Raw genomic sequence first — 20,498 nt, 5'->3', positions numbered from 1 at the left:
AAAGTTCGGAATCGTTATATTAGAACTTCGAAGGAAAATAATACAAGTTTCGAAATGGAAGTTAAAAAGTAAAATTGTCAAAATGACAAGAGCAAAGATAGCACACATAGAAAAACAGTGCACAAGAGAAAAAAATCATTTTTTTTAAGCATATGCACTTGAAAAAATTACAGAAATAATCTAGAATAAATTCTATAGTGAAAAATATAACTTTTGTGCGGTACAGGATCTGACAAAAGAGGAAACGACCTTTTCCATTGATTGGGAAAAGTTGAGTATTTATGGATAATTAGTCAGATTTCGGCTGGAAAACGAGGTAAAAAATAATGGATTCGATCATGCAAGCCTCAGATGTGATGATGCGGCGCTCGATGGAATACCTGTGGACAAAGCAAAGCTGCATATTGGATAACATTGCAAATGTTGAGACACCTGGCTACAAAACAAAATATGTTACATTTGAAGAATCACTGGAAGATGCCATCCGCTCCGCGGTCCAGAAGCAAGGCGGCGGTGTCTCTTCGGTCCGACAGGCCATTGAGGATGCAAGCATTCAGGTCCTGGAGGCAGAGGAGAGCACACGAATGGATGACAACGGTGTCAATATCACGGAGCAGGCAGTTGAACTGGCCAGGAATGGGTACCAGCTACAATATGTGATGGACGCTATCTCCAGTGATTTTTCTTTGCTTCGTAAGGCAATCGGCGGTTAAAGGGAGGGAGCGACATGGCCTTTCTTAGTTCTATGAATGTGGTCGGATCTGGATTGACTGCCCAACAGTTCCGGCTGGATGTAATTTCGGAAAATATCACCAATATGTCCACCACCCGCACCGAAGCAGGCGGGCCTTACCGCCGGAAGATAGTTGTGCTGGAGGAGGCGGGCGCTCAGACCCCGTTCCAGGCCGCGTTGGCGCGGGCCAGAGGTGAGGAGGTCCAGAACCAGCAGGGCGGTGTCCGCGTGGCTGAGGTGGCGGAAGATCCCTCTGACTTCAAGCTGGTCTATGCTCCTACTCACCCGGATGCGAATGCGGATGGCTATGTGGAGATGCCTAATGTGGACCTGGTGAAGGAGATGGCCGATGCCATGGCGGCAAATCAGGCCTATTCTGCAAATGTAACCGCTTTCAATGTGCTCAAGCAGGTTACTGCCAAGGGACTTGAGATTGGGAAATAAGCCGTAAGTGGGGTGAAGCGGAATGAGTATGGAACTACAGACAATGGCGGCCATTCGTCCCCTGTGGGAGAACGCCGCAGCGGGAGGGACCACGAGCGTCGGTCAGATAGATGGACCGGCGCTTCCCTTTGCAGATGTATTTCAGTCGGCGATTGAGAACGTACGGGAGACCGATGCGATTTACAGAGAGAAAGAGTATCTTCTGGCGACCGGACAGTTGGACAACCCTGCGGAGGTGACCATTGCGGCTACCGATGCGTCTACGTCGCTGGAACTGCTGATACAGCTGAGAAATCGAGCACTGGATGCATACAGCGAATTGATGCGCATCAGCATGTAATATAGAAAGAAGTAACCCGTGAGCGGAGGCTGGGACTGTGCAGGAGAAGGTAAAGGGCTTTCTGAGCAAGGGAAAGCAGTGGTGGTCAGGCACCGGGAAGAAAACAAAAATACTGTTGGGTGCAGTCCTGCTGGCGATGCTGGTAGTCATTGCTGTCATCGTGGCAGTGAGCATGAACCGTCCCTATGTCACGCTGTTCACTGAGCTCAACCAGACGGACATGTCCGCCATCGTGACCTATCTCTCCGACAATGGTGTGACTGATTATAAAGTAAGCGGAGACAACACCATTCTGGTGCCGGAGGATCAGGAGGCACAGCTGAAGGCGGCACTGCTGACCGAGGGCTACCCCAGTTCGGGTTTTGCCTACTCCACCTATTTTGACCATGTGGGCAGTCTGACCACCGAGGCTGAGCGGAATCAGTTGGTGCTCTATGAGCTTCAGGACCGCACTGCGGCGGTCATCCGCAGCATGGACGGTGTGAAGGATGCAGTGGTCCAATTTACCCCTGGCGAGGACCGGACCTATGTGCTGGACAGCGGCAATGTGGTGGAGGCTTCTGCCTACGTCATGGTGACCATGAAGGACGGTATGAAGCTGGATTCCACCCAGGCTCAGGGTATCCGCAATCTGGTCAGCCGGTCGCTGCAGGGCCTGAAAGTGGACAACATCAGCATTGTGGATGCCTACGGCAACACCTATTCCCCGGAGAACTCCCTCACTGATATCCAGGATACATCCGCTCTCAAGCTGCAGCTGGAGGAGCAGGTCAATAACAGTGTGCGTACCAATATCATGCAGGTACTTACACCGCTGTATGGCGCCGATAACGTTCGGGTGAGCGTTAACAGCACCGTGAACGTGGACCGGACCTATACCGACTCCACCGACTACAGCCTGGAGGACTGGGCTACAGGCAGCGATGACGGCATCATCGGCAAGCGCATCTGGGACGATGAGATCGTCCGAAATGACGGTACTGATACTGCCGGCGGTGCGGCCGGTACCGAGTCCAACGCTGACCTGAGTACCTACGTGGAACAGGAACAGCAGGTGGATGGCACAGAACAGGTGGTCTCCAGCTCCGGTGAGAGCGACCGCCTGGTGGACACCACCAAGCAGCAGGTGGAGCATGTTTCCGGGTACATCTCCGACATTATGGTGTCGGTTACCATCAATCAGTCTGCCGCCGGCGGAGTGGACGAGACGGATCTCTATCCTCACATCGCCCGGGCGGCCGGCATCGGCGAAGACGTCCAGGACCAGAAGATCCATGTCCTTATTGCCCCCTTCTATCAGGAGAACACCGACGTGGTGGTCCCCGGCGTCCCGTCCGCGATCCCCATGTGGGCGATCCTGGCGGCGGGCGGAGGCCTGCTGGTCTTTGTGGTGCTGCTGGTGGTCTTCCTCCTGCTGCGCCGGCGGAAAAAGCGGAAGCAGGCGGCCCAGCTGGCCGATCAGATGGCTCAGATGATGCAGAACGCTCCGGCAGCTACCCAGGTGGTGCCGGAGGGGGCTGACATCATGGATATGGACACTGAGAAGAGCATGGAGCTGCGGAAGGATGTGCGCAAGTTTGCCGAGGAGAACCCGGAAATTGCAGCGCAGATGGTAAAGGCCTGGCTGCGGGAAGGGGATAGTGTGGAATGAGCGAGACAGTCTCCGTCGCACAGAGCGGCGGCAGCCCGGTGAAGCTGACCCGGCAACAGAAGGCGGCTGCGGTTATCGTTTCTCTGGGTACGGAAAAGGCCTCCCAGCTCTATCAATATATGGACCCTGAGGATGTGGAGCAGATCACTCTGGAGGTGGCCCGCCTGGGTTATCTGGACTCGGCCACCACCGAGGAGGTCCTGAAGGAATACTACCAGATGTGCCAGACCAACAAGGCGGTGACCGAGGGTGGTCTGGAATATGCTAGGGCGGTGCTGGAGAAGGCCTACGGCGCCCAGGCGGCGGAAAGCCTGCTGGAAAAGGTGACCAAGTCCCTCAAGAACCGGGAATTCGCCTTCCTCAACAAGGCGGATGAGAAGTCCCTGTACGCCGCCCTCCAGCACGAGCGGCCTCAGACCATCGCCCTGGTCCTCTCCTACGTGGACCCGGAAAAGTCGGCTGCTGTCATCGAAGAGCTGGACCCAGACCGGCAGATGAAGGTGGTGGAGAACATCGCCAACATGGAGAGTGCCTCTCCTGCGGCGGTAAAGATCATTGAGGCCGAGATGGAGAAGAAGTTCACCAACCTGATGGCCACCAACAATGTGAAGGTGGGCGGTGTGGACTATGTGGCCAGCATCATGAATAATCTGGATCGGTCCAGTGAAAAGAGCATCTTCGATCGCCTTACTGCCCACAATGCCGAACTGGCCGACGAGATCCGGAAACGGATGTTTGTTTTCGAGGACATCATCAGCATGGACGACAGGTCGGTGCAGCGCTTTGTTCGAGACTGCGATCCCAGGGATCTGGTCCTGGCCCTCAAGGGCAGCAACGCCGAGGTGGCCAACAAGATCTTTGCCAATATGTCCACCCGTATGGCGCAGAGCATCAGAGACGACCTGGAGATCACCTCCAATGTCCGCATCCGGGATGTGGAGGAGGCCCAGCAGCGCATCGTTTCCATCATCCGCGACCTGGAGGAAAAGAACGAGCTGATTATCATCAAGGGCGGAAAGGACGATATCATTGCCTAATATCTTCAAAAGCTTCCTGAAGCCGGCGGTGGATCAGTACATATTTCCCACTATGGACGAGGTGACGGTAGAGGAGCCGGAAGTGGAAGTGCCTCAGGCGTCCGTGGAGGAGCCAGAGGAAGACGCCGAAGGGGAAGCTGTCAGCCCGGAGGAACAGGAGGAGCAGTCCAGCGCAACCTCAGTCATCAGCTTTGCCAAGGTCCAGGCCGACGAGATCCTGGCCGATGCCAGACGGCAGGGCGAGGCCCTCCTGGAGGAATACCGGAAACGGGCCGAGGAGGAAGCCGCCCAGGCCAAAGAGGATGCCAGAGAAGAGGGCTATCGCCAGGGCTACGGAGAGGGACTCCGGAAGGCCCAGGTGGAGGGCCAGAGCAAGCTGGAGGAGCAGGAGCGCCGCCAGGCCCAGGAGGTCAAGACCTTCCTGGAGCAGGCCTCTGCCGCTAGAGACGACATGCTGGATGAGACTCGGGACGAGCTCCGGGACCTGAGTATTGCCGTCGCGGAGAAGGTCATCCACATCAGTCTCAAGAGCAGCCAAGGGGTCATTGCCCGAATGATTCAGGTGGCTACCGAGAAGCTCAAGCGCCGTGAGTGGGTCCACATCTACGTGGGGGGCTGCGGCGCCAAGGAACTGGCCCAGATCACGCCGGAGCTCATGCGCTCCCTGGCTGGGCTCTCAGAGCACATCAAGATCATTCCCATGCAGGAGGACGAGTCGGGCACCTGCATCATCGAAATGCCCGACGAGATCATCGACGCCAGCGCATCCACCCAGCTCCAGAATATCCGGGAGCTGTTGAGCCAGGGCTGAATGGAACATGCGGGAGCAAGGAGGCGAGGGAGATGTTCCAGAAGCTGATTCAGCAGGTCAAGGAAGCCGAGACCATCAGCTACACCGGAAAGATCGAGAACATTGTGGGCATGTCCATCGAGGCCTCCGGCGGCCGGGCGGCAGTTGGGGACATCTGCCAGATCTACAACGGCAGCTCCGGTGGACAGGTGATGGCCGAGGTGGTGGGCTTCAAGGACGACCACATCCTCCTCATGCCTTACTCCGACATGAGTGGCATCTCCGCCGGGAACTTTGTGCGGAATACAGGCCGGCGCCTGAGCTTGATGATGGGTCCCTTTCTGAAGGGGCGGGTCATCAACGCCCTGGGACAGCCTATCGACGGCAAAGGTCCCTTTTCCGGCGGCACCCTCTTCTGTGTGGAGAACAACAACTACATCAACCCCATGACCCGTCCCCCTATCCGGGAACGGATGGAGTTCGGCGTGAAGGCCATCGACAGCATGCTCACCATCGGCAAGGGACAGCGTATCGGTATCTTTGCGGGTTCCGGTGTGGGCAAGAGTACCCTCATGGGTATGATCGCCAAAAATGTGAAGGCCGACATTAACGTTATCGCCCTGGTAGGCGAGCGTGGCCGCGAGGTGCTGGAGTTTATGGAGAAGGACCTGGGACCTGAGGGCATGCGCCGGTCGGTGCTGGTGGTGGCAACCTCAGACCAGCCGGCCATGCTGCGCAAGCAGTGCCCGACGGTGGCCACAGGCATTGCGGAGTACTTCCGGGACCAGGGCTATGACGTACTGCTGATGATGGACTCTCTCACCCGGTTTGCTATGGCCCAGCGGGAAATCGGCCTGGCTGTAGGAGAGCCGCCGGTGTCCCGGGGCTACACCCCCTCCATCTACGCCGAGCTACCAAAGCTCCTGGAGCGCAGCGGAAACTTTCAAAAGGGCTCCATCACCGGAGTCTACACCGTGCTGGTAGAGGGTGATGACACGAATGAGCCCATTGCCGATACCGTTCGTGGTATCCTGGACGGGCACATCGTTCTCTCCCGAAAGCTGGCCAACAGCAGCCATTTCCCCGCCATCGACATCGGTGCCAGCATCTCCCGACTGATGGCCGACATCGTCTCGGACGAACACAAGCGTCTCTCGGCTAAAATCCGGGATGTTATGGGAGTTTATGAGAAAAACTCCGATCTGGTCTCCATCGGCGCCTACAAGGCGGGTACCAACCCCAAACTGGACTATGCCCTGAGCAAGATTGACGGAATCAACGATTTTCTCACCCAGGGTGTGAATGAGGCCTTTACTTACGAACAGGATTTGGAGATCATGCGAAAGCTGCTGTAAAGGAGACGGCGCAGAGGATGAAAGAGGATGAAAAAGTTTCAATTTTCTTTGGATCATGTTTTAGATTATAAACAGCAGGTTCTGGAAGGGGTCCAGAATGAGCATGCCATCCTCATGCAGCGGGTCCGCAGTCAGGAAGCGCTCCTGGAGGAACTACGACAGCGCTATCAGGACTGCAACCGGGAGTTCCGGGAGGCCGAGGCGACCGGAATCACGGTGGCTGAGGCTATGCGGCTGGAGAGTGGGCTCCGGTTCTGGGAGAACGAGATCGTGAAAAACGAGAAGATTCTGGCTCAGTACCAGAAGGAAGCCGAAGAAAAGCGCAAACAGGTGGTGGCTGCCCGGCAGGACACTGCCTCTCTGGAGAAGCTCAAGGATAAGAAACATCTGGCCTATCAACAGGAGGTCCAGAAGGGCGAGGAACAGTTTATCGAAGAACTGGTAGCCTCTCGTCGGGTCGTAATAGCGGCCAGTTGAACGGAACAGAAAGTGAAAGGAGGTGAAAAAGATGGATCAGAATAGTATGCTGCTCCAGATGGCCTACATGGCGGTCCAGTCCGCTCAGAACACCTTGCCACAGAGTACCGGCACCAAGAAAGGTGACGGAGGACAGGATTTCCGCACCCTGTTGGATGAGAAGCGGACGGCGCTGAACGGGCAGAAGGAACAGCCAGCAGAGGGCAAGGAGGAGCAGAAGACGGAGCTTTCAGCGGATGCGCTGGTCGCTCAGGCGGCAGTACTGACCCAGCCCGTCGTAATCCCTGCGGCAGCGGTGGTGGTTACCGGAGAGGAACAGACCCAGCTGGTGAACGCTCTGACGGAACTCCCGACGGTGCCGGAAACCACTCAGGATGCACAGGTGGTTGTACCTGAGATGAATGCGGAGGCTACGGTCCAGGAGCTCCAGGCAGAACAGCCGGCAGAGCCGGTTGTGCAAGCCCTGCCTGAGGAACCGGAAAAGGCGGTGGAAACACCCGCGACTGATACGGAAGCGCCGGTGGAGGAGACAGTCTCCACGCCCCAGATGGAGCAAAGCAGCGCCCCTCAGAGTGAAGAGGAGAGCAGCAGCCAGGACCGTCCAACGTCGGAGAACGGTGAAGATGTTCGGACCAACGACTACGAGGTTCTGACATCCCAGTCCGGTACAGCGGAGCGGCCTCTGTTCCGGGAAAGCGTGAGCATGCCCCAGCGAGTGGGTGACGCCCCAGTGCTGGACACCCAGTCCGGCGACATGGACGCCAAGCTGACCAAGGAACTGACCTCCGCTCTGGATGCCGGTACACAACGGCTGGAACTGAAGCTTACGCCTGAACGCCTGGGCAACGTGGTAGTAGAGATGTCCCGCACACCGGAAGGCGTACTCCACGTGGTGCTCCACACCGAGAACGAGCAGGCGGCCAAGCTTCTGGCCGAGCACGCCGACACCCTGGGGATGATGCTTCAGAGTGGCCAGCAGGGCGAGGTGCGGATCGAAGTCCAGCGGCCGGCTCAGAGCGAGCAGCCCTGGCAGCAGCCCGACCAGAATGGCGGACAGAGTGGTCAGGATGGGCGGCAGCAGCAGGAACAGCGCCGGCAGCCCGCCGATCCGGAGCGTTTTTTACAGCAGCTTCGGCTGGGCCTGATTACAACGGCCCAGTGAGAAAGGAGTGACACACGATGAGCAGCGATTTCATGCCCATGGCGCTGGACAGCCTGACCAGCGGCATCAGCGCCTACACAGCTAAGACCAGCGGGACGCCAACTGCGGAAGAGCTGGAGCGAATGGGCATCAATCTGGTGGATTCGGACAATAACATGGGGCTTCAGTTTGATGATTTCCTTCAGCTGATGGTCCAGCAGCTCCAGAATCAGACCATTGACAACACGGCGGACACCAGCGACATGCTCAACCAGTTGGTGCAGATGTCCACCGTGCAGATGCTCACCTCAGTGCAGGACAGCCTGGAGGCGCTGGTCAGCGCCAGTACCCTCAATTATGCGGCTTCGCTGGTGGGCAAGACGGTCACCGTGGGCCAGTATGATGAGGACGGCAACATCCAGGAGATCGTGGGCACCGTCACCGGTACAGGTACTTATCAGGGCACTTCTGTCATCTTTGTGGATGGCGAGATGTATGCCCTGAACGACATCATGGCGGTGGGCACCCTGCCCGATCTGCCGGAGCAGCCCAGTGAGGGCACCGAAGGCGGCGACGAAGCCGCCGGGGAGAGCGCACAGCAGAGCGTCGGGTGAGTGCAGCTGCCGAAGAGAGGCAGGTGACAGCGTGTGATTGACCGTATCGGGCGAATCCAGGGACTCCAGGGGGTCCAGGGCGGCACCTCCGCTGAAAAACGTGCGTCGGAAAAGACCGGCGGCGAGGCATTCGGTGCAGTGCTTCAGCGGGAACTGGAGCGGACCGAACCCCGGCAGGTGGCGTTTTCCAAGCACGCCATGGCGCGGGCGGAGGAGCGCGGTGTTGAGGTAACTGACACCCTACTGGACCGGCTCACCGACTCAGTGGAGCGGGCCCAGGCCAAGGGGGCAACCAATATCCTGGCGCTGGACCGCAGCCTGGCTTTTATCATCAACGTCCCCAACAGCCGGGTCATCACGACCATGTCCCAAGAAGAAATGAAAGAAAACATCTTTACCAACATCGACGGCGCCGTGATCCTGTGATACACAGAGGGCAGGACCGACAGGATGCCCTGGGGAGGGTCCGATTGACCGCTCCCCGGCGGCCCGCGATGTCGACAGCGAAAAAAGGAGATCTTGAACTATGGCTTTGACAGGAGCAATGAGCGCGGGAATTTCCGGGCTGAAGGCCCACATGGACGCCTTGACTGTGGTGGGCAACAATGTGGCCAACGTGAATACAGCCGGCTATAAGCCCGGCCGCGTCACCTTCAAAGAGAGCATTTATTCCACCCAGGCGGCCGGTTCTGACGGCACCGACACCGTGGGCGGCACCAACCCCCGCCAGACAGGCTACGGCTGCAGCGTGGGTACCATCGACCTGGACATGTCCTCCATGAACGTGGACTCCACCGGTAACGGCGCCGATGTGGCCATCCAGGGAGACGGCTTCTTCCTGGTGGGCGACAAGACCGGCGTGAGTCTGAACAATCTGAACAGCCTGATGCTTACCCGCGTGGGCAAGTTCCGGATCGACAACAACGGCTATCTCACCGATAACTACGGCAACATTGTCTACGGGTTTGCCACCTGTAATATGAATGGGAATAACAAGGATACTGCTGCCGGGCTGAATGGTGATGGCATTAGTACCCAATTGGTGCCTCTTCGTTTGCCCTTGGCGGCAAATGGAAAAGGTACAGATCCTGCAAATTCTTCTGTAGGAGATGCGATTTATCCCGGTGTTGACGGTAATGGTAATAATGATTATGGGACCTTTGATGATGCAGGCAGCGGTTATGAGTGCATTACTTACAACAGTCTGAGCATTGGCGCTGACGGCAAGGTGGTCTGTGTCAACGACAAGACCGGTGACCCGGTGACCATCGGCTACATCGCCATGGCCACCGTGCCCAACCCCGCCGGCCTCACCCACACTGAGGGCCCCTACTACAAGGCCATGGAGGGCGCCGGCAAGATGGCTATCAACACCGCCGGCGGCGCCTTGGCTGGACAATATCTCAACAACATGGCAGCTGATAATGCGAACGCTTCCATGGATACTCTGATTGGCAAGGGTTCCGACCTGCTCTCCGGTTTCCTGGAGCAGTCGGGCACCGACTTGGCAACTGAATTTGCCAACATGATCACCTACCAGCGCGGCTACCAGGCCAACACCCGGATCGTCACGGTGACCGACTCCATGCTGGAAGAGCTGGTCAACATGAAGCGCTGATCCATGGACACCTGAGCACTGGCCCCCCGCGGGGGCGGGCGCCCCCCCCCCGGCGGCCCACGTATATAAGGAGGACCCATGATCACATTGCAGAAAATGAACGGGGAGCGATTCCTGCTCAACCACAACCAGATCGAGTCTATCGAGCTCATCCCGGAGAGTAAAATCGTGATGATGAATCATGATTACTATCTTGTGCGAGATACGGTAGAGGAGATCATCCAGAAGATCGCGGAGTACAATGCCAAGGTGCAGGACATCCACCGGGAAATCTCTGTGACAAACCGGTGCTGACGAGAACGGTCGGCGTCAACACCGGACATAGATAGAAGGGATCGACGTTATGAATATCGTGTATTTGATCGGATTGCTCATGGCAATCTTCTTCACATTATTTGGTATCACCGTGGACCTGACCGCCACACCCCCCATTGTTTTCGATAAACTGGGCAACTTCTTTGATCTCTCAAGTCTTCTCATCGTGGTGTGTGGTACGCTGTCAGTGGTCATCGCGTGTTACCCGAAGCTGGCAAAATCCTTCCCCGCCCACATGAAGATCATGCTGCGGGCGAAGGCCTTTGATCCGGATATTTATGTGGAGAAACTAACAGAGCTGGCTCAGATTGCGCGAAAAAACGGCCTGCTGGCGTTGGAAGAGAAGGCCAACGAGCAGACGGATCCCTTCTTTAAGCAGGCCATTATGCTCATTGTGGATGCCAACGACCCCGACCGGGTACGCAGCATACTGGAAAACGATATTGAACAGACCTCTGCCCGACACCAGGAAGTGGTAGCCATGTATGAGCGGGGCTCCAATGCGGCGCCCGCCTTTGGTATGATTGGTACGCTGATCGGTCTGATCAATATGCTGAAGGGTTTGGACGGCGCGGACATGGAATCTCTGGGCCCCAATATGTCGGTGGCTCTGGTGACCACGTTTTACGGTTCTTTCCTCGCCCATGTGATCTTCAACCCCATCGCGGCCAATCTGACTGCCCGGGATGAGGAGGAAGTCCTCTGCCGGCAGATCATTGTGGAGGGCATCATGGCCATCCAATCCGGCGAGAATCCCAAGTTCCTGCGGGAGCGCCTGATGACCTTTATGCGCCAGAAGTCGCGCGAAGGCGGAGAGGGCGGACAGGCGAAGAAAGGGAAAAAGGGCCGGGAGAAGTGATAGCCCGGCGGCGTCGGGGAGTTGGAGTCAATGAAAAAAAAGAAAAGTGGCGGCGGCGGTGCCAACTGGATGGATACCTACGGCGACATGGTGACGCTGCTGCTGTGTTTTTTTGTCATGCTGTACTCCATGTCCAGCATGGATAAAGAGAAGTGGATCGCGTTGGTGGAGTCCTTTAACCCGGAAGCGGTGACGGAGTCTCAGCCGGGCGGCCATGAGGTGGGTACCGGATCGGGCATCACGCAGGCCGATGTGGACCAGACCATGGAGGAGCTCTATGAGACCATGGCCCAATACGTGTCCCAGTCCGGCCTGAGCGATAAGATCAGCCTGAGCCAGGGGAGTGGCTATGTGTTCATCTCCTTTGACGACACCGTGTTCTTCGATGGCGACAGCTATGTTCTCCGGGAAGACGGAAAGGCGGTGTTGGATGGGATCGCCCAGCCCATTGCGGAAGCGGCCGATTCCATCAATGAGATCCGGGTACTGGGCCACACTGCCCAGGCATCGCCGGATACACCCAATGATGTGACCGCGGACCGCTTTCTGGCGTCCAACCGGGCCACGGTGGTCACGATTTATCTCCAGGAGAAGAATATCATTGATCCGGCCCGGCTGATCAGCGTGGGCTATGGACAGTGGCGTCCTGTATCTAGCAACGACACCTCAGAGGAGCGTGCCCATAACCGCCGGGTGGAGCTGGTCATCAGCGGCCTGGAGCTGGATGGCAGCGCAGGCGACAGCGTGGAGGAGTACTATACCATGCGGGAAACGGCGGATGATCAGGATGCGGCGACGTAAACAAAAAGGGAGCAGAGTGATACCGATGTGTCGGGTCTGTGAGTCGGCTCCGGATAGGAGGTGCAACCATGGCAGAAGTTCTGTCACAAAGCCAAATTGATGCCCTGTTGGCGGCCGCCCGCAGCGGTGAGATGGATCTGTCGGCCACGGCGGAAAAAAGTCCGGAGAAAAAATACCGTAAATACGATTTTTACAGCCCACGGAAATTTACCAAAGATCGGCTGAAAATGCTCAGCGGTATTTTTGAGAATTACACCCGGATGATCAATTCTCGAATCAACGGCCTGCTGCATACCACCTGTGAGATCGAGGTGGAGTCAGTAGAGGAGCAGCGGTATTACGAGTTTTCAAATGCCCTTTCTGAGGGAGACGTACTTACACTGGCCGGGATCGATGTAGAGGGAAAACCCCAGACCGAAGATACGCCGGTCCTTTTTCACTTTACCACCACGCTCATGCTGAGCATGATGGATCGCCTCATGGGCGGTGATGGCGACCTGGGTACCAAGATCTCCAACGGTTACAGCTTTACGAATCTGGAACTCAAGCTCTATGAGAATATTGTGAAGGATCTGATCCAGACCTTGGGAGGCAGCTGGGAAAATTATATCGATCTGGAGTTCTGTTTCCGGAGGGTGGAGACCAATCCCACGCTGGTGCAGCTCATCGGCGTGGATGAGACAGTGGTCATCGTAGGCATCAACATCAATTTTCCCAATGCCTCCGGGCGAATGAGCATCTGCCTGCCAGGAATGATGCTGACGAATATCTTTGCCCGGATCGCCGCGGCCAACCAGGCCGGGCGGGGCAGCGGAGAGGATAATTCCCAGGAGATCCTAGGAATTCTGAAGGACTCCGAATTGGAACTCACCGCGGAGTTGGGACGGACCACCCTCCAGCTCCAGGATATCTATTATCTCCATGTGGGCGATGTCATTGACCTAGGACACTCCGCCACCGACCCCGTTCAACTGTATATCGGCGGGCGCCCGTGGTTCAGCGGTAAAATGGGAACACAGAACAACGCTATGGCGGTCAAGATCGTAGAGACCTATGACGACCAGGGAAGAAGGGAAAAGTGAGGACGATGGAGCAGAAGATTTTTAACGCCATGGAGCTGGACGCCATCGGCGAAATTATGAATATCAGCTTGGGGTCCTCGGCTACCGCGGTCTCGAACCTGCTGGACCACCGGGTGGATATCACCACGCCGTCGGTCTCCGTGGTACCGGTGGAGGAGTTCAGCCTGGGTGATCTGGAGCCCGCCATCGCGGTGGAGATCAAATATGTGTCCGGTCTGGAGGGCAGCAATATCATGCTGCTCAAGCGCAGCGATGTGAAGGTGATCGTGGACATCCTCATGGGCTCTGAGATGCCTGAGGAGGAGTTTGAACTCAACGATCTGACCATCAGCGCTGTGTGTGAGGTCATGAACCAGATGATGGGCGCGGCCTCCACTGCCCTGTCTGATTTCCTGGGCCGGCCGGTCAACATCTCCACCCCACAGTCCTATACCCTGGATGATCTCCAGAGCTTCAAGTCAGAGCATTTTGGCAGCCATGAGGGCCTCCTGGTGGTGGTCCGATTCATGCTGAAGATCGAAAATATCCTCAATAGTGAATTTGTCAACGTCATGTCGGTGGACCTTGCCAGGGAGCTGCTGCTTGGCTTTGGGATGGATGTGGGGGCACTGGATGACTCCGCAGCGCAGCCTCAGAGCCCGCAGCCTTCCCAGGCGGCACCTGCTCCGGAGCCGGCGCCCGCAGCCGAAAGCAGCGGCGGAAAGCTGAGCCAGGAGGAGATCGAGCGGCTCATGAGCGGGATGGCGCAGCCGTCCCAGCCCGCTCCGGAACCGGCGCCCGCGGCCGAGAGCGGCGGTGGGAAGATGAGCCAAGAGGAGATCGAGCGGCTCATGAGTGGGATGGCACAGCCGTCTCAGCCCGCGCCAGAACCGGTGCCCCCCCAGGCACAGCCGGCGGCTGTCCAGCCCCAGGCTACTCCGGTGCAGCAGGCGGATCAGCCTCAGTACGCACCGGTGCAGCAGACAGCCCAGCCCCAGTATGCGCCGGTACAGCAGGCGCCGGTGCAGCCCCAGTATGTCCAGCCCCAGTACGTCCAGGCGCCCGTCATGCAGCAGACCTATCAGCCGGAGCCTAAGGTTATCAACACCCGGCCCCTGCAGCTGCCCACCCTGGACGTGGCCAAGGAAATCGGTGAGGAGCAGGCCCAGAATCTGGAACTCATTATGTCGGTGCCCCTAGAGGTCTCGGTAGAGATCGGACGGACCCGCCGGAAGGTGGAGGACATCCTCACCTTTTCCAAGGGTTCCCTGGTGGTGCTGGACAAGTCGGCCGGCGACCAGGTAGATTTGTTCGTCAACGGGCTGTGTGTGGCCCGGGGCGATGTGGTGGTCGTGGACGACAACTTTGGCGTCCGCATCACAGAAGTGCTCAAGCAGCCCCAGCTGTTGGATATGGCGAAAAAGAACTGACCCATCGGAAACGAAATCAGTATAGAAAAGGATGAGTAGAAATGGCCAAGATTTTGATCGTTGACGACGCCGCCTTTATGCGTAAGGTGATCCGCGACACCCTGACCAAGAATGGATATTCCGATCTCTATGAGGCGGTGGATGGAAAGGACGCCGTGGAGAAGTATTTTGAAATCAAGCCCAACCTGGTCCTCATGGACATCACCATGCCCAACATGGACGGTCTGGAGGCTCTGAAGGCCATCCGTGCCAAGGACGGAAACGCCAATGTGGTCATGTGCTCCGCCATGGGCCAGGAGGCCATGGTGGTGGAGGCCGTCCAAGCCGGTATTAAGGACTTCATCGTCAAGCCCTTCAAGGAGGACCGGCTGATGAAGACGGTCAACTCCATTCTGGGCAACGGCTAAGCTCCATGCTGAAGGAGATCGCGGGCCTTTTGTGGACCATCCTGCTCATCGTGGCAGTCCTGGTGCTGGCCTATGCGTTCACCCGTTTTGTGGCTGGCAGGGCCGCGGGCAGTACCAGCATCCGGTACCGGGGCCGGCGACTCACTGTGCTGGAACAGGTGACCGTCGGCAAGGACCAGAAGCTGCTACTGGTGCAGATGGGGGAGAGGTACTACTTCCTCGGTGCCGCCCAGGGCGGGATCTCCTGCCTAGAGCAGGTGAGTCCCGAAGAGGCGGAACGGTGGAAGCAGGAAGCGGAGAGCGGGCAGGACACGTCGCCCACCATCCGGTTCCAGGATGCCCTGCGGGAAGTCGTGGAGCACCGAAGAGACAGGGGAGGTTCCTGAGCAGTGGACGCATTGATCAATGTAAACGGGGATCAGGTACAGACCCTAGAGATCCTGTTCCTCACCACCCTCATCACCCTCTTGCCCTCTATCGTGGTGATGATGACCTCCTTTACCCGGTACATCATTTCCTTTTCCTTTCTGCGCTCGGCCATGGGCCTGCAGCAAAACCCGCCCAACATGGTCCTCATTGGCATGGCGCTCTTTCTGACGCTCTTTACTATGTCACCGGTGGTGGATACCATCCGTACCGAGGCCTATGAGCCCTATGTGGCCGAGGAGATTGGTCAGGAGGAGTTCCTGAGCCGGGCGGAGGCGCCCTTGAAGGACTTCATGGCCCGGCAGGTGGAGACCAGCTCCCTGAAGCTGTTCTGTGACCTCTCTCATACGGATGTGCCGGAAGGGGAGGAGGCCAAGGATCTGCCATTGCGTATCCTGGTGCCCGCCTTCATGACCAGCGAGCTCAAGCGGGCCTTCATGATCGGGTTTTACCTCTACATACCCTTTGTACTCATCGATGTGGTAGTGGCTTCCACCCTCATGTCCATGGGCATGATTATGCTCCCTCCGTCCATGATCTCCATGCCCTTCAAGCTGTTGCTGTTCATCGCCCTGAATGGGTGGGAGCTGCTCTTTTCCACCCTGGTACAGGGGTTCCGATGAGGAGGTAAGACAAGATGGAAGTCGCAGACGTGCTGCGGGAGGGCGTGGGCGTGGCGCTGAAGATCGGTGCGCCCCTGCTGCTGCTGAGCATGGTGGTGGGCATTTTCGTAGCCATCTTCCAGGCGGTTACTCAGATCCACGAGCAGTCTCTCTCCTTCATCCTCAAGCTCATTGTGGTAGTGCTCATTCTCTTGGTGGGCGGTGGCTGGATGCTGGAGACCCTGCTGGACTACACCCGATACCTCTTTACTCTGATGTGAAGGCGACGACATGATCGATTGGGTGCAGTTATATCTCTTTGAACTCATCGCCATGCGCATGACGGGTTTCGTTATGTTCAACCCCATCTGGGGGCGCAACGGCGTACCGGGGCTGGTGAAGGCCGGTTTTATCCTGGTCCTGTCCGTGGCCACCTACAGTGCGGGGGGCGTTGCGTCACCGGAGCTCCCGGCCAATCTCATTGTCTTTGCCGTCACCATGTTACTGGAGCTGGGGGTGGGGTTCACCCTGAGCTTTGTGATTCGGCTCTTCCTCTCTATCGTGCAGATGGGTGGCGAAATCATTGACACGCAGATGGGCATGACCATGGCGCAGATCTACGATGCCAGTACGCAGGCCAACCTGACGGTGACCGGCTCTCTCCTCAACATCCTGCTGATCCTGGACTTTTTTGCAGAGAATGGGCACTATACCCTGCTGCGAATCCTGGTCACATCAGGTGAGGTGCTGCCCTATGGCACTGCCTCTTTCGGACAGTCGGTGGCGTCCCTGGTGGCGGAGCTCTTTCTCACCTGTATGGTGCTGGCTGTAAAACTGTCTCTGCCTATCCTGGCGGCGGAGCTGCTGGGCGAGATCGGCATGGGCATCCTGATGAAGGCCATTCCTCAGATCAACGCCTTCGTCATCAATATTGAGCTGAAGGTCCTGATTGGATTGGGACTCTTCTTCCTTTTCCTGACCCCCATCAATGAATTTCTGCTGGGTGCGGAAGTCCAGATGCTCTCCTCCCTGGGGCAGGTCTTGGAGACCATCGGAGGCGGATAGCGTCCGACAGCTGGCCACGATAGGGGGGTGGGAGCCATGGCCGACAGCTCAAAAACTGAAAAAGCAACCCCCAAAAAGCGACGTGACGAACGGAAGAAGGGCAATATCTTCTTCAGCAACGATGCCGTATCGGTGGCGGTGCTGTTGGCCAGCTTCGCGGTGATCCGGGTGATGGGGCCTGGGGCGGTGGAGCAGATGGAGGCTTTCCTTCGCTACTGCATGGCCCTGGCCACCGACGTGGAGACCGAGAGCCTGACGGGTACTCTGAATGGGTTGCTGATGCAGTTTCTCCTCACCTTTGCAAAAACCGCCGGCCCCATTCTGGCGGTAGCCGTGGTGGTAGGCATCGCGGTGACCCTGTTCCAGACCAAGATGCTCCTCTCCGGAGAGTCTCTCAAACCAAAGTGGGATAGGCTGAACCCCATCCAGGGCATGCGACGGCTCTTTTCTCTGCGCAGCGTCATCGAAGCCCTGAAGGGCCTTTTAAAGATCGGCGTGCTCCTCCTCCTCATGTATCAGTTCATTGACGGCGTGGTAGACCTTTTTACGAAAAACTTTTACACCGATCTTACCAGTGCCGCTGCCCACATCTTCTCCACCGCCTTCCAGATGGTCATGGAGATCATGGTGGCCTATATCGTATTGGCGGGGGCCGACATCTTCTACCAGTGGTGGGATTATGAGCGGCAGATCCGCATGTCCAAGCAGGAGATCAAAGAGGAGTTTAAACAGATGGAGGGCGATCCCCAGGTCAAGGGCAAGATCAAGGAGGCCCAGCGGAAGATGGCCCAGTCCCGGATGATGCAGCAGGTACCCAAGGCAGATGTGGTCATCCGTAACCCCACCCACTTTGCGGTGGCCCTCCGCTACCGTCCGGACCAGGACGCAGCTCCGGTGGTGCTGGCCAAGGGGCAGGACGAGTTGGCCCTGCGCATCGTGCACAAGGCCGAGGAGAGCCACGTGGCGGTGGTGGAGAACGTTCCACTGGCCCGTGCCCTCTATGCGACGACGGAGCTCAACCGGCCCATTCCGCCGGAACTCTATAACGCAGTGGCGGAGGTACTGGTGTACCTCTATCGGATGGACGGCAAACTGAAATAAGGCGAGAAAGTAGGAACCTAGAAGACGATGAGACGGATATTCAACAACGCAATATCGCTGATGGTTGTAGTGATCGTCCTCTTCCTGGTGATCCCGCTGCCCACATTCATGCTGGACATCCTCATTGTGGTGAACATTTCCCTGTCCATCATGATCCTCATGATCACCATGAGTATCTCGGAGCCATTGGAATTTTCCATTTTTCCCTCTCTGCTCCTCATTACAACGCTGTTCCGATTGGGACTGAATGTGTCCTCGACCCGGCTTATCCTCTCTAACGGGGGCAATGCCGGCGTGGTCATCAAGGCATTCGGACAGCTGATTACCCAAGGCAACATCGTCATCGGTGTGCTCATCTTCCTCATCATTGTTCTGGTACAGTTCATCGTCATCACCAAGGGCGCCGAGCGTGTGTCCGAGGTGGCAGCCCGCTTCACTCTGGATGCCATGCCCGGCAAGCAGATGGCCATCGATGCCGATCTGAGCTCCGGCCTCATCAATGAGGAACAGGCCCGCCTTCGCCGGTACAAGATCCAGAAGGAGGCCGACTTCTACGGCGCCATGGACGGCGCGACCAAGATCGTCAAGGGCGACGCCGTTATGTCCCTTATCATTACAGTCATCAACTTTGTGGCGGGCCTCATCATCGGTGTGGTCCAGGGCGGCGGCGATATGGCCACCGTGGTGAGCACCTACTCCATTGCCACCATCGGCGACGGCCTGGTCTCCCAGTTGCCCGCCCTGATGATTTCCACCGCTACCGGTATGATCGTCACCCGCTCCGTGTCCGACGGCAGCCTGAACACAGATGTAATCCGTCAGTTCACAGCTCAGCCCAGGGCCATCCTCGCCACCGGTGTCATCCTGATCCTTCTGGCCCTTGTCCCTGGCACGCCCACCCTGCCGCTGCTGGCGGTGGGTGCGGCCCTGGCCGTAGGCGGCTATCTTGGCAGCCAAAAGATCCAGAAGGAGGCTGAGGGTGAGGCACAGACCGCAGCGGAAAGCGCTGCCCCGGTGCCCGAGACCAAGGCGCCCAGCGAGGCGGAGTATTACAAGGATATCAACAACGTGTATTCCCTCCTGACGGTGGAACCCATCGAGATGGAGTTTGGGTACAGCCTGATCCCGCTGGTGGATGAGAACAGCGGCGGAAAGCTCATCAACCGCATCGTCATTTTCCGCCGTCAGTACGCACAGGATATGGGCTTTGTCATTCCCTCTATCCGGCTCCACGACGGGGCGTCCCTGGGGACCAACCAGTACGTCATCCGCATCCGCGGAGAGGAAGTGGCCTCCGGCGAGATCTTGGTGGACTACTACCTGGCTCTGGAGCCGGCCAACCCCAGCGGCGAGATTGACGGCATCGAGACGGTGGAGCCGGCCTACGGTATCCCCTCCCGGTGGATTCTGCCGGAGAACAAGGAGATGGCGGAGATCTACGGCTATACGGTGATCTCCCCCCTGACGGTGATGCTCACCCACCTCTCCGAGACCATCAAGAAGCACGCCTACGAGCTCTTGAACCGCAGCGAGACCATGCTCCTGGTGGAAAACCTGAAAAAGACAGAGCCGGAGCTGGTGGCCGATGCCATCCCCAATGTGGTGACCTACGCCAACCTGGAGAAGATCCTCCGCAGCCTTCTCAAGGAGGGCATCCCTATCAAGGACCTGAGCACGATTCTGGAGACCATTGTGGACGCCGGTTCCACCACCCGGGATGTCGATCTCATCACCGAGCAGGTCCGGGGCGCCCTGAGCCGCACCATCACCCGCAAGTTCTGCGACAACGGCCAGCTCCGGGTGGTCACCCTGGACGCAAGTCTGGAGACCAAGATCCTCTCCGCACTCACCAAGAACGAGAGGGGGGTCTATCTGGCACTGAGTCCGGATATCATGCAGCAGGTCATCGCCCAGCTGGGGGAGCTGCGTAAGAAGTTCAACGACCTCTCCGCTACGCCCATTGTGCTGACCAGCCAGGTGATCCGGGTCTACGTCAGCCGGATGATCGCACAGTTTTATCCGGACATCTATGTGCTCTCCTTCAACGAGATTACCAGCAACGTACAGATCCAGGCCATCGGAAACATCACGCTCCAGCCCCAGGAGCAGCATATCTGATCAAAGAGATGAGCAAAACAGTTGGAAAGAGCGGCCCGCAAACAGGCAAATGGGAATCGAAAGAGATTAGGGCATCTCAAGGGTGCAAAAACCATAGCGCGGTAAACCCCGCG

24 protein-coding genes are annotated in these 20,498 nt (G+C 57.5%); all 24 read left to right on the top strand.

The window, feature by feature from the left end; genetic code table 11:
* Positions 1-326: 326 nt before the first annotated feature.
* The 24 genes from flgB (at position 327) to flhA (ending at position 20,385) form a co-directional block, all read left to right on the top strand.
* Positions 327-713: a flagellar basal body rod protein FlgB gene (flgB, locus tag ACTNBK_RS11860; RefSeq protein WP_441146331.1), complete on the top strand. Its 387-nt coding sequence runs from the start codon at positions 327-329 to the stop codon at positions 711-713.
* Positions 714-727: 14 nt separating this feature from the next.
* Complete coding sequence (flgC, locus tag ACTNBK_RS11855; RefSeq protein WP_441146329.1) at positions 728-1,177, top strand: flagellar basal body rod protein FlgC; 450 nt, start codon at positions 728-730, stop codon at positions 1,175-1,177.
* 28 nt (positions 1,178-1,205) lie between these two features.
* Positions 1,206-1,517 (top strand): flagellar hook-basal body complex protein FliE, encoded by a 312-nt coding sequence (locus ACTNBK_RS11850; protein WP_441146327.1) that lies wholly within the window; start codon positions 1,206-1,208, stop codon positions 1,515-1,517.
* Positions 1,518-1,554: 37 nt separating this feature from the next.
* Positions 1,555-3,168, top strand: coding sequence for a flagellar basal-body MS-ring/collar protein FliF (fliF, locus tag ACTNBK_RS11845; RefSeq protein ID WP_441146326.1), 1,614 nt, complete (start codon positions 1,555-1,557; stop codon positions 3,166-3,168).
* Positions 3,165-4,205 (top strand): flagellar motor switch protein FliG, encoded by a 1,041-nt coding sequence (fliG, locus tag ACTNBK_RS11840; protein ID WP_441146324.1) that lies wholly within the window; start codon positions 3,165-3,167, stop codon positions 4,203-4,205. Before fliF ends, fliG begins: the two co-directional genes overlap by 4 nt.
* Entirely contained in the window at positions 4,198-5,016 is an 819-nt protein-coding gene (locus ACTNBK_RS11835) for a FliH/SctL family protein (protein WP_441146322.1), read from the top strand. Before fliG ends, ACTNBK_RS11835 begins: the two co-directional genes overlap by 8 nt.
* Before the next feature lie 32 nt (positions 5,017-5,048).
* The gene (locus tag ACTNBK_RS11830) at positions 5,049-6,350 is read left to right on the top strand and encodes a FliI/YscN family ATPase (protein WP_441146320.1); all 1,302 of its coding nucleotides are present in this window, start codon (positions 5,049-5,051) and stop codon (positions 6,348-6,350) included.
* A 27-nt stretch (positions 6,351-6,377) separates the two neighbouring features.
* Positions 6,378-6,827 (top strand): flagellar export protein FliJ, encoded by a 450-nt coding sequence (locus ACTNBK_RS11825; RefSeq protein ID WP_441146318.1) that lies wholly within the window; start codon positions 6,378-6,380, stop codon positions 6,825-6,827.
* Between the two features lie 31 nt (positions 6,828-6,858).
* Positions 6,859-7,989, top strand: coding sequence for a flagellar hook-length control protein FliK (locus tag ACTNBK_RS11820; protein ID WP_441146316.1), 1,131 nt, complete (start codon positions 6,859-6,861; stop codon positions 7,987-7,989).
* Between the two features lie 17 nt (positions 7,990-8,006).
* A complete protein-coding gene (locus ACTNBK_RS11815) occupies positions 8,007-8,582 on the top strand; it encodes a flagellar hook assembly protein FlgD (protein ID WP_441146314.1) in 576 nt (191 codons plus the stop codon).
* 33 nt (positions 8,583-8,615) lie between these two features.
* The gene (locus tag ACTNBK_RS11810) at positions 8,616-9,008 is read left to right on the top strand and encodes a TIGR02530 family flagellar biosynthesis protein (protein WP_441146312.1); all 393 of its coding nucleotides are present in this window, start codon (positions 8,616-8,618) and stop codon (positions 9,006-9,008) included.
* Between the two features lie 100 nt (positions 9,009-9,108).
* Positions 9,109-10,200 carry a flagellar hook-basal body complex protein gene (locus ACTNBK_RS11805; protein WP_441146310.1) on the top strand — a complete coding sequence of 364 codons (1,092 nt, stop codon included), beginning with the start codon at positions 9,109-9,111 and terminating at the stop codon, positions 10,198-10,200.
* Between the two features lie 78 nt (positions 10,201-10,278).
* Entirely contained in the window at positions 10,279-10,494 is a 216-nt protein-coding gene (locus ACTNBK_RS11800; protein WP_441146309.1) for a flagellar FlbD family protein, read from the top strand.
* 49 nt (positions 10,495-10,543) lie between these two features.
* Positions 10,544-11,374: a motility protein A gene (locus ACTNBK_RS11795; RefSeq protein ID WP_441146307.1), complete on the top strand. Its 831-nt coding sequence runs from the start codon at positions 10,544-10,546 to the stop codon at positions 11,372-11,374.
* Between the two features lie 30 nt (positions 11,375-11,404).
* Positions 11,405-12,175 (top strand): OmpA/MotB family protein, encoded by a 771-nt coding sequence (locus ACTNBK_RS11790; RefSeq protein WP_441146305.1) that lies wholly within the window; start codon positions 11,405-11,407, stop codon positions 12,173-12,175.
* 68 nt (positions 12,176-12,243) lie between these two features.
* Entirely contained in the window at positions 12,244-13,257 is a 1,014-nt protein-coding gene (locus ACTNBK_RS11785) for a flagellar motor switch protein FliM (protein ID WP_441146303.1), read from the top strand.
* Positions 13,258-13,262: 5 nt separating this feature from the next.
* Positions 13,263-14,666, top strand: coding sequence for a flagellar motor switch protein FliN (gene fliN, locus ACTNBK_RS11780; RefSeq protein ID WP_441146301.1), 1,404 nt, complete (start codon positions 13,263-13,265; stop codon positions 14,664-14,666).
* Positions 14,667-14,707: 41 nt separating this feature from the next.
* On the top strand, positions 14,708-15,073 hold the full coding sequence (locus tag ACTNBK_RS11775) for a response regulator (protein WP_441146299.1): 366 nt from the start codon (positions 14,708-14,710) through the stop codon (positions 15,071-15,073).
* Positions 15,074-15,102: 29 nt separating this feature from the next.
* Positions 15,103-15,459: a flagellar biosynthetic protein FliO gene (locus tag ACTNBK_RS11770; RefSeq protein WP_441146297.1), complete on the top strand. Its 357-nt coding sequence runs from the start codon at positions 15,103-15,105 to the stop codon at positions 15,457-15,459.
* 3 nt (positions 15,460-15,462) lie between these two features.
* Positions 15,463-16,122 (top strand): flagellar type III secretion system pore protein FliP, encoded by a 660-nt coding sequence (fliP, locus tag ACTNBK_RS11765; protein WP_441146295.1) that lies wholly within the window; start codon positions 15,463-15,465, stop codon positions 16,120-16,122.
* Positions 16,123-16,136: 14 nt separating this feature from the next.
* Positions 16,137-16,382, top strand: a complete 246-nt coding sequence (locus tag ACTNBK_RS11760; RefSeq protein WP_441146293.1) for a flagellar biosynthetic protein FliQ — start codon at positions 16,137-16,139, stop codon at positions 16,380-16,382.
* Between the two features lie 10 nt (positions 16,383-16,392).
* The gene (locus ACTNBK_RS11755) at positions 16,393-17,166 is read left to right on the top strand and encodes a flagellar biosynthetic protein FliR (RefSeq protein WP_441146291.1); all 774 of its coding nucleotides are present in this window, start codon (positions 16,393-16,395) and stop codon (positions 17,164-17,166) included.
* 36 nt (positions 17,167-17,202) lie between these two features.
* Positions 17,203-18,267 (top strand): flagellar biosynthesis protein FlhB, encoded by a 1,065-nt coding sequence (flhB, locus tag ACTNBK_RS11750; protein WP_441146289.1) that lies wholly within the window; start codon positions 17,203-17,205, stop codon positions 18,265-18,267.
* Between the two features lie 27 nt (positions 18,268-18,294).
* Complete coding sequence (flhA, locus tag ACTNBK_RS11745; RefSeq protein ID WP_441146287.1) at positions 18,295-20,385, top strand: flagellar biosynthesis protein FlhA; 2,091 nt, start codon at positions 18,295-18,297, stop codon at positions 20,383-20,385.
* Positions 20,386-20,498: the final 113 nt, after the last annotated feature.

Source organism: Intestinimonas sp. HCP28S3_D6 (assembly GCF_052065695.1).
Lineage (GTDB): Bacteria > Bacillota > Clostridia > Oscillospirales > Oscillospiraceae > Intestinimonas.
Note: the sequence above shows the minus strand (reverse complement) of the source record. Positions and strands in the feature narration are given on the sequence as shown.

What these genes read in the sequence shown, in the direction of transcription:
- flgB (WP_441146331.1), top strand. Translation starts at nt 327, where the DNA reads ATGGATTCGATCATGCAAGCCTCAGATGTGATGATGCGGCGCTCGATG.
- flgC (WP_441146329.1), top strand. Translation starts at nt 728, where the DNA reads ATGGCCTTTCTTAGTTCTATGAATGTGGTCGGATCTGGATTGACTGCC.
- ACTNBK_RS11850 (WP_441146327.1), top strand. Translation starts at nt 1,206, where the DNA reads ATGGAACTACAGACAATGGCGGCCATTCGTCCCCTGTGGGAGAACGCC.
- fliG (WP_441146324.1), top strand. Translation starts at nt 3,165, where the DNA reads ATGAGCGAGACAGTCTCCGTCGCACAGAGCGGCGGCAGCCCGGTGAAG.
- ACTNBK_RS11830 (WP_441146320.1), top strand. Translation starts at nt 5,049, where the DNA reads ATGTTCCAGAAGCTGATTCAGCAGGTCAAGGAAGCCGAGACCATCAGC.
- ACTNBK_RS11825 (WP_441146318.1), top strand. Translation starts at nt 6,378, where the DNA reads ATGAAAAAGTTTCAATTTTCTTTGGATCATGTTTTAGATTATAAACAG.
- ACTNBK_RS11820 (WP_441146316.1), top strand. Translation starts at nt 6,859, where the DNA reads ATGGATCAGAATAGTATGCTGCTCCAGATGGCCTACATGGCGGTCCAG.
- ACTNBK_RS11815 (WP_441146314.1), top strand. Translation starts at nt 8,007, where the DNA reads ATGAGCAGCGATTTCATGCCCATGGCGCTGGACAGCCTGACCAGCGGC.
- ACTNBK_RS11805 (WP_441146310.1), top strand. Translation starts at nt 9,109, where the DNA reads ATGGCTTTGACAGGAGCAATGAGCGCGGGAATTTCCGGGCTGAAGGCC.
- ACTNBK_RS11800 (WP_441146309.1), top strand. Translation starts at nt 10,279, where the DNA reads ATGATCACATTGCAGAAAATGAACGGGGAGCGATTCCTGCTCAACCAC.
- ACTNBK_RS11795 (WP_441146307.1), top strand. Translation starts at nt 10,544, where the DNA reads ATGAATATCGTGTATTTGATCGGATTGCTCATGGCAATCTTCTTCACA.
- ACTNBK_RS11790 (WP_441146305.1), top strand. Translation starts at nt 11,405, where the DNA reads ATGAAAAAAAAGAAAAGTGGCGGCGGCGGTGCCAACTGGATGGATACC.
- ACTNBK_RS11785 (WP_441146303.1), top strand. Translation starts at nt 12,244, where the DNA reads ATGGCAGAAGTTCTGTCACAAAGCCAAATTGATGCCCTGTTGGCGGCC.
- fliN (WP_441146301.1), top strand. Translation starts at nt 13,263, where the DNA reads ATGGAGCAGAAGATTTTTAACGCCATGGAGCTGGACGCCATCGGCGAA.
- ACTNBK_RS11775 (WP_441146299.1), top strand. Translation starts at nt 14,708, where the DNA reads ATGGCCAAGATTTTGATCGTTGACGACGCCGCCTTTATGCGTAAGGTG.
- ACTNBK_RS11760 (WP_441146293.1), top strand. Translation starts at nt 16,137, where the DNA reads ATGGAAGTCGCAGACGTGCTGCGGGAGGGCGTGGGCGTGGCGCTGAAG.
- ACTNBK_RS11755 (WP_441146291.1), top strand. Translation starts at nt 16,393, where the DNA reads ATGATCGATTGGGTGCAGTTATATCTCTTTGAACTCATCGCCATGCGC.
- flhB (WP_441146289.1), top strand. Translation starts at nt 17,203, where the DNA reads ATGGCCGACAGCTCAAAAACTGAAAAAGCAACCCCCAAAAAGCGACGT.
- flhA (WP_441146287.1), top strand. Translation starts at nt 18,295, where the DNA reads ATGAGACGGATATTCAACAACGCAATATCGCTGATGGTTGTAGTGATC.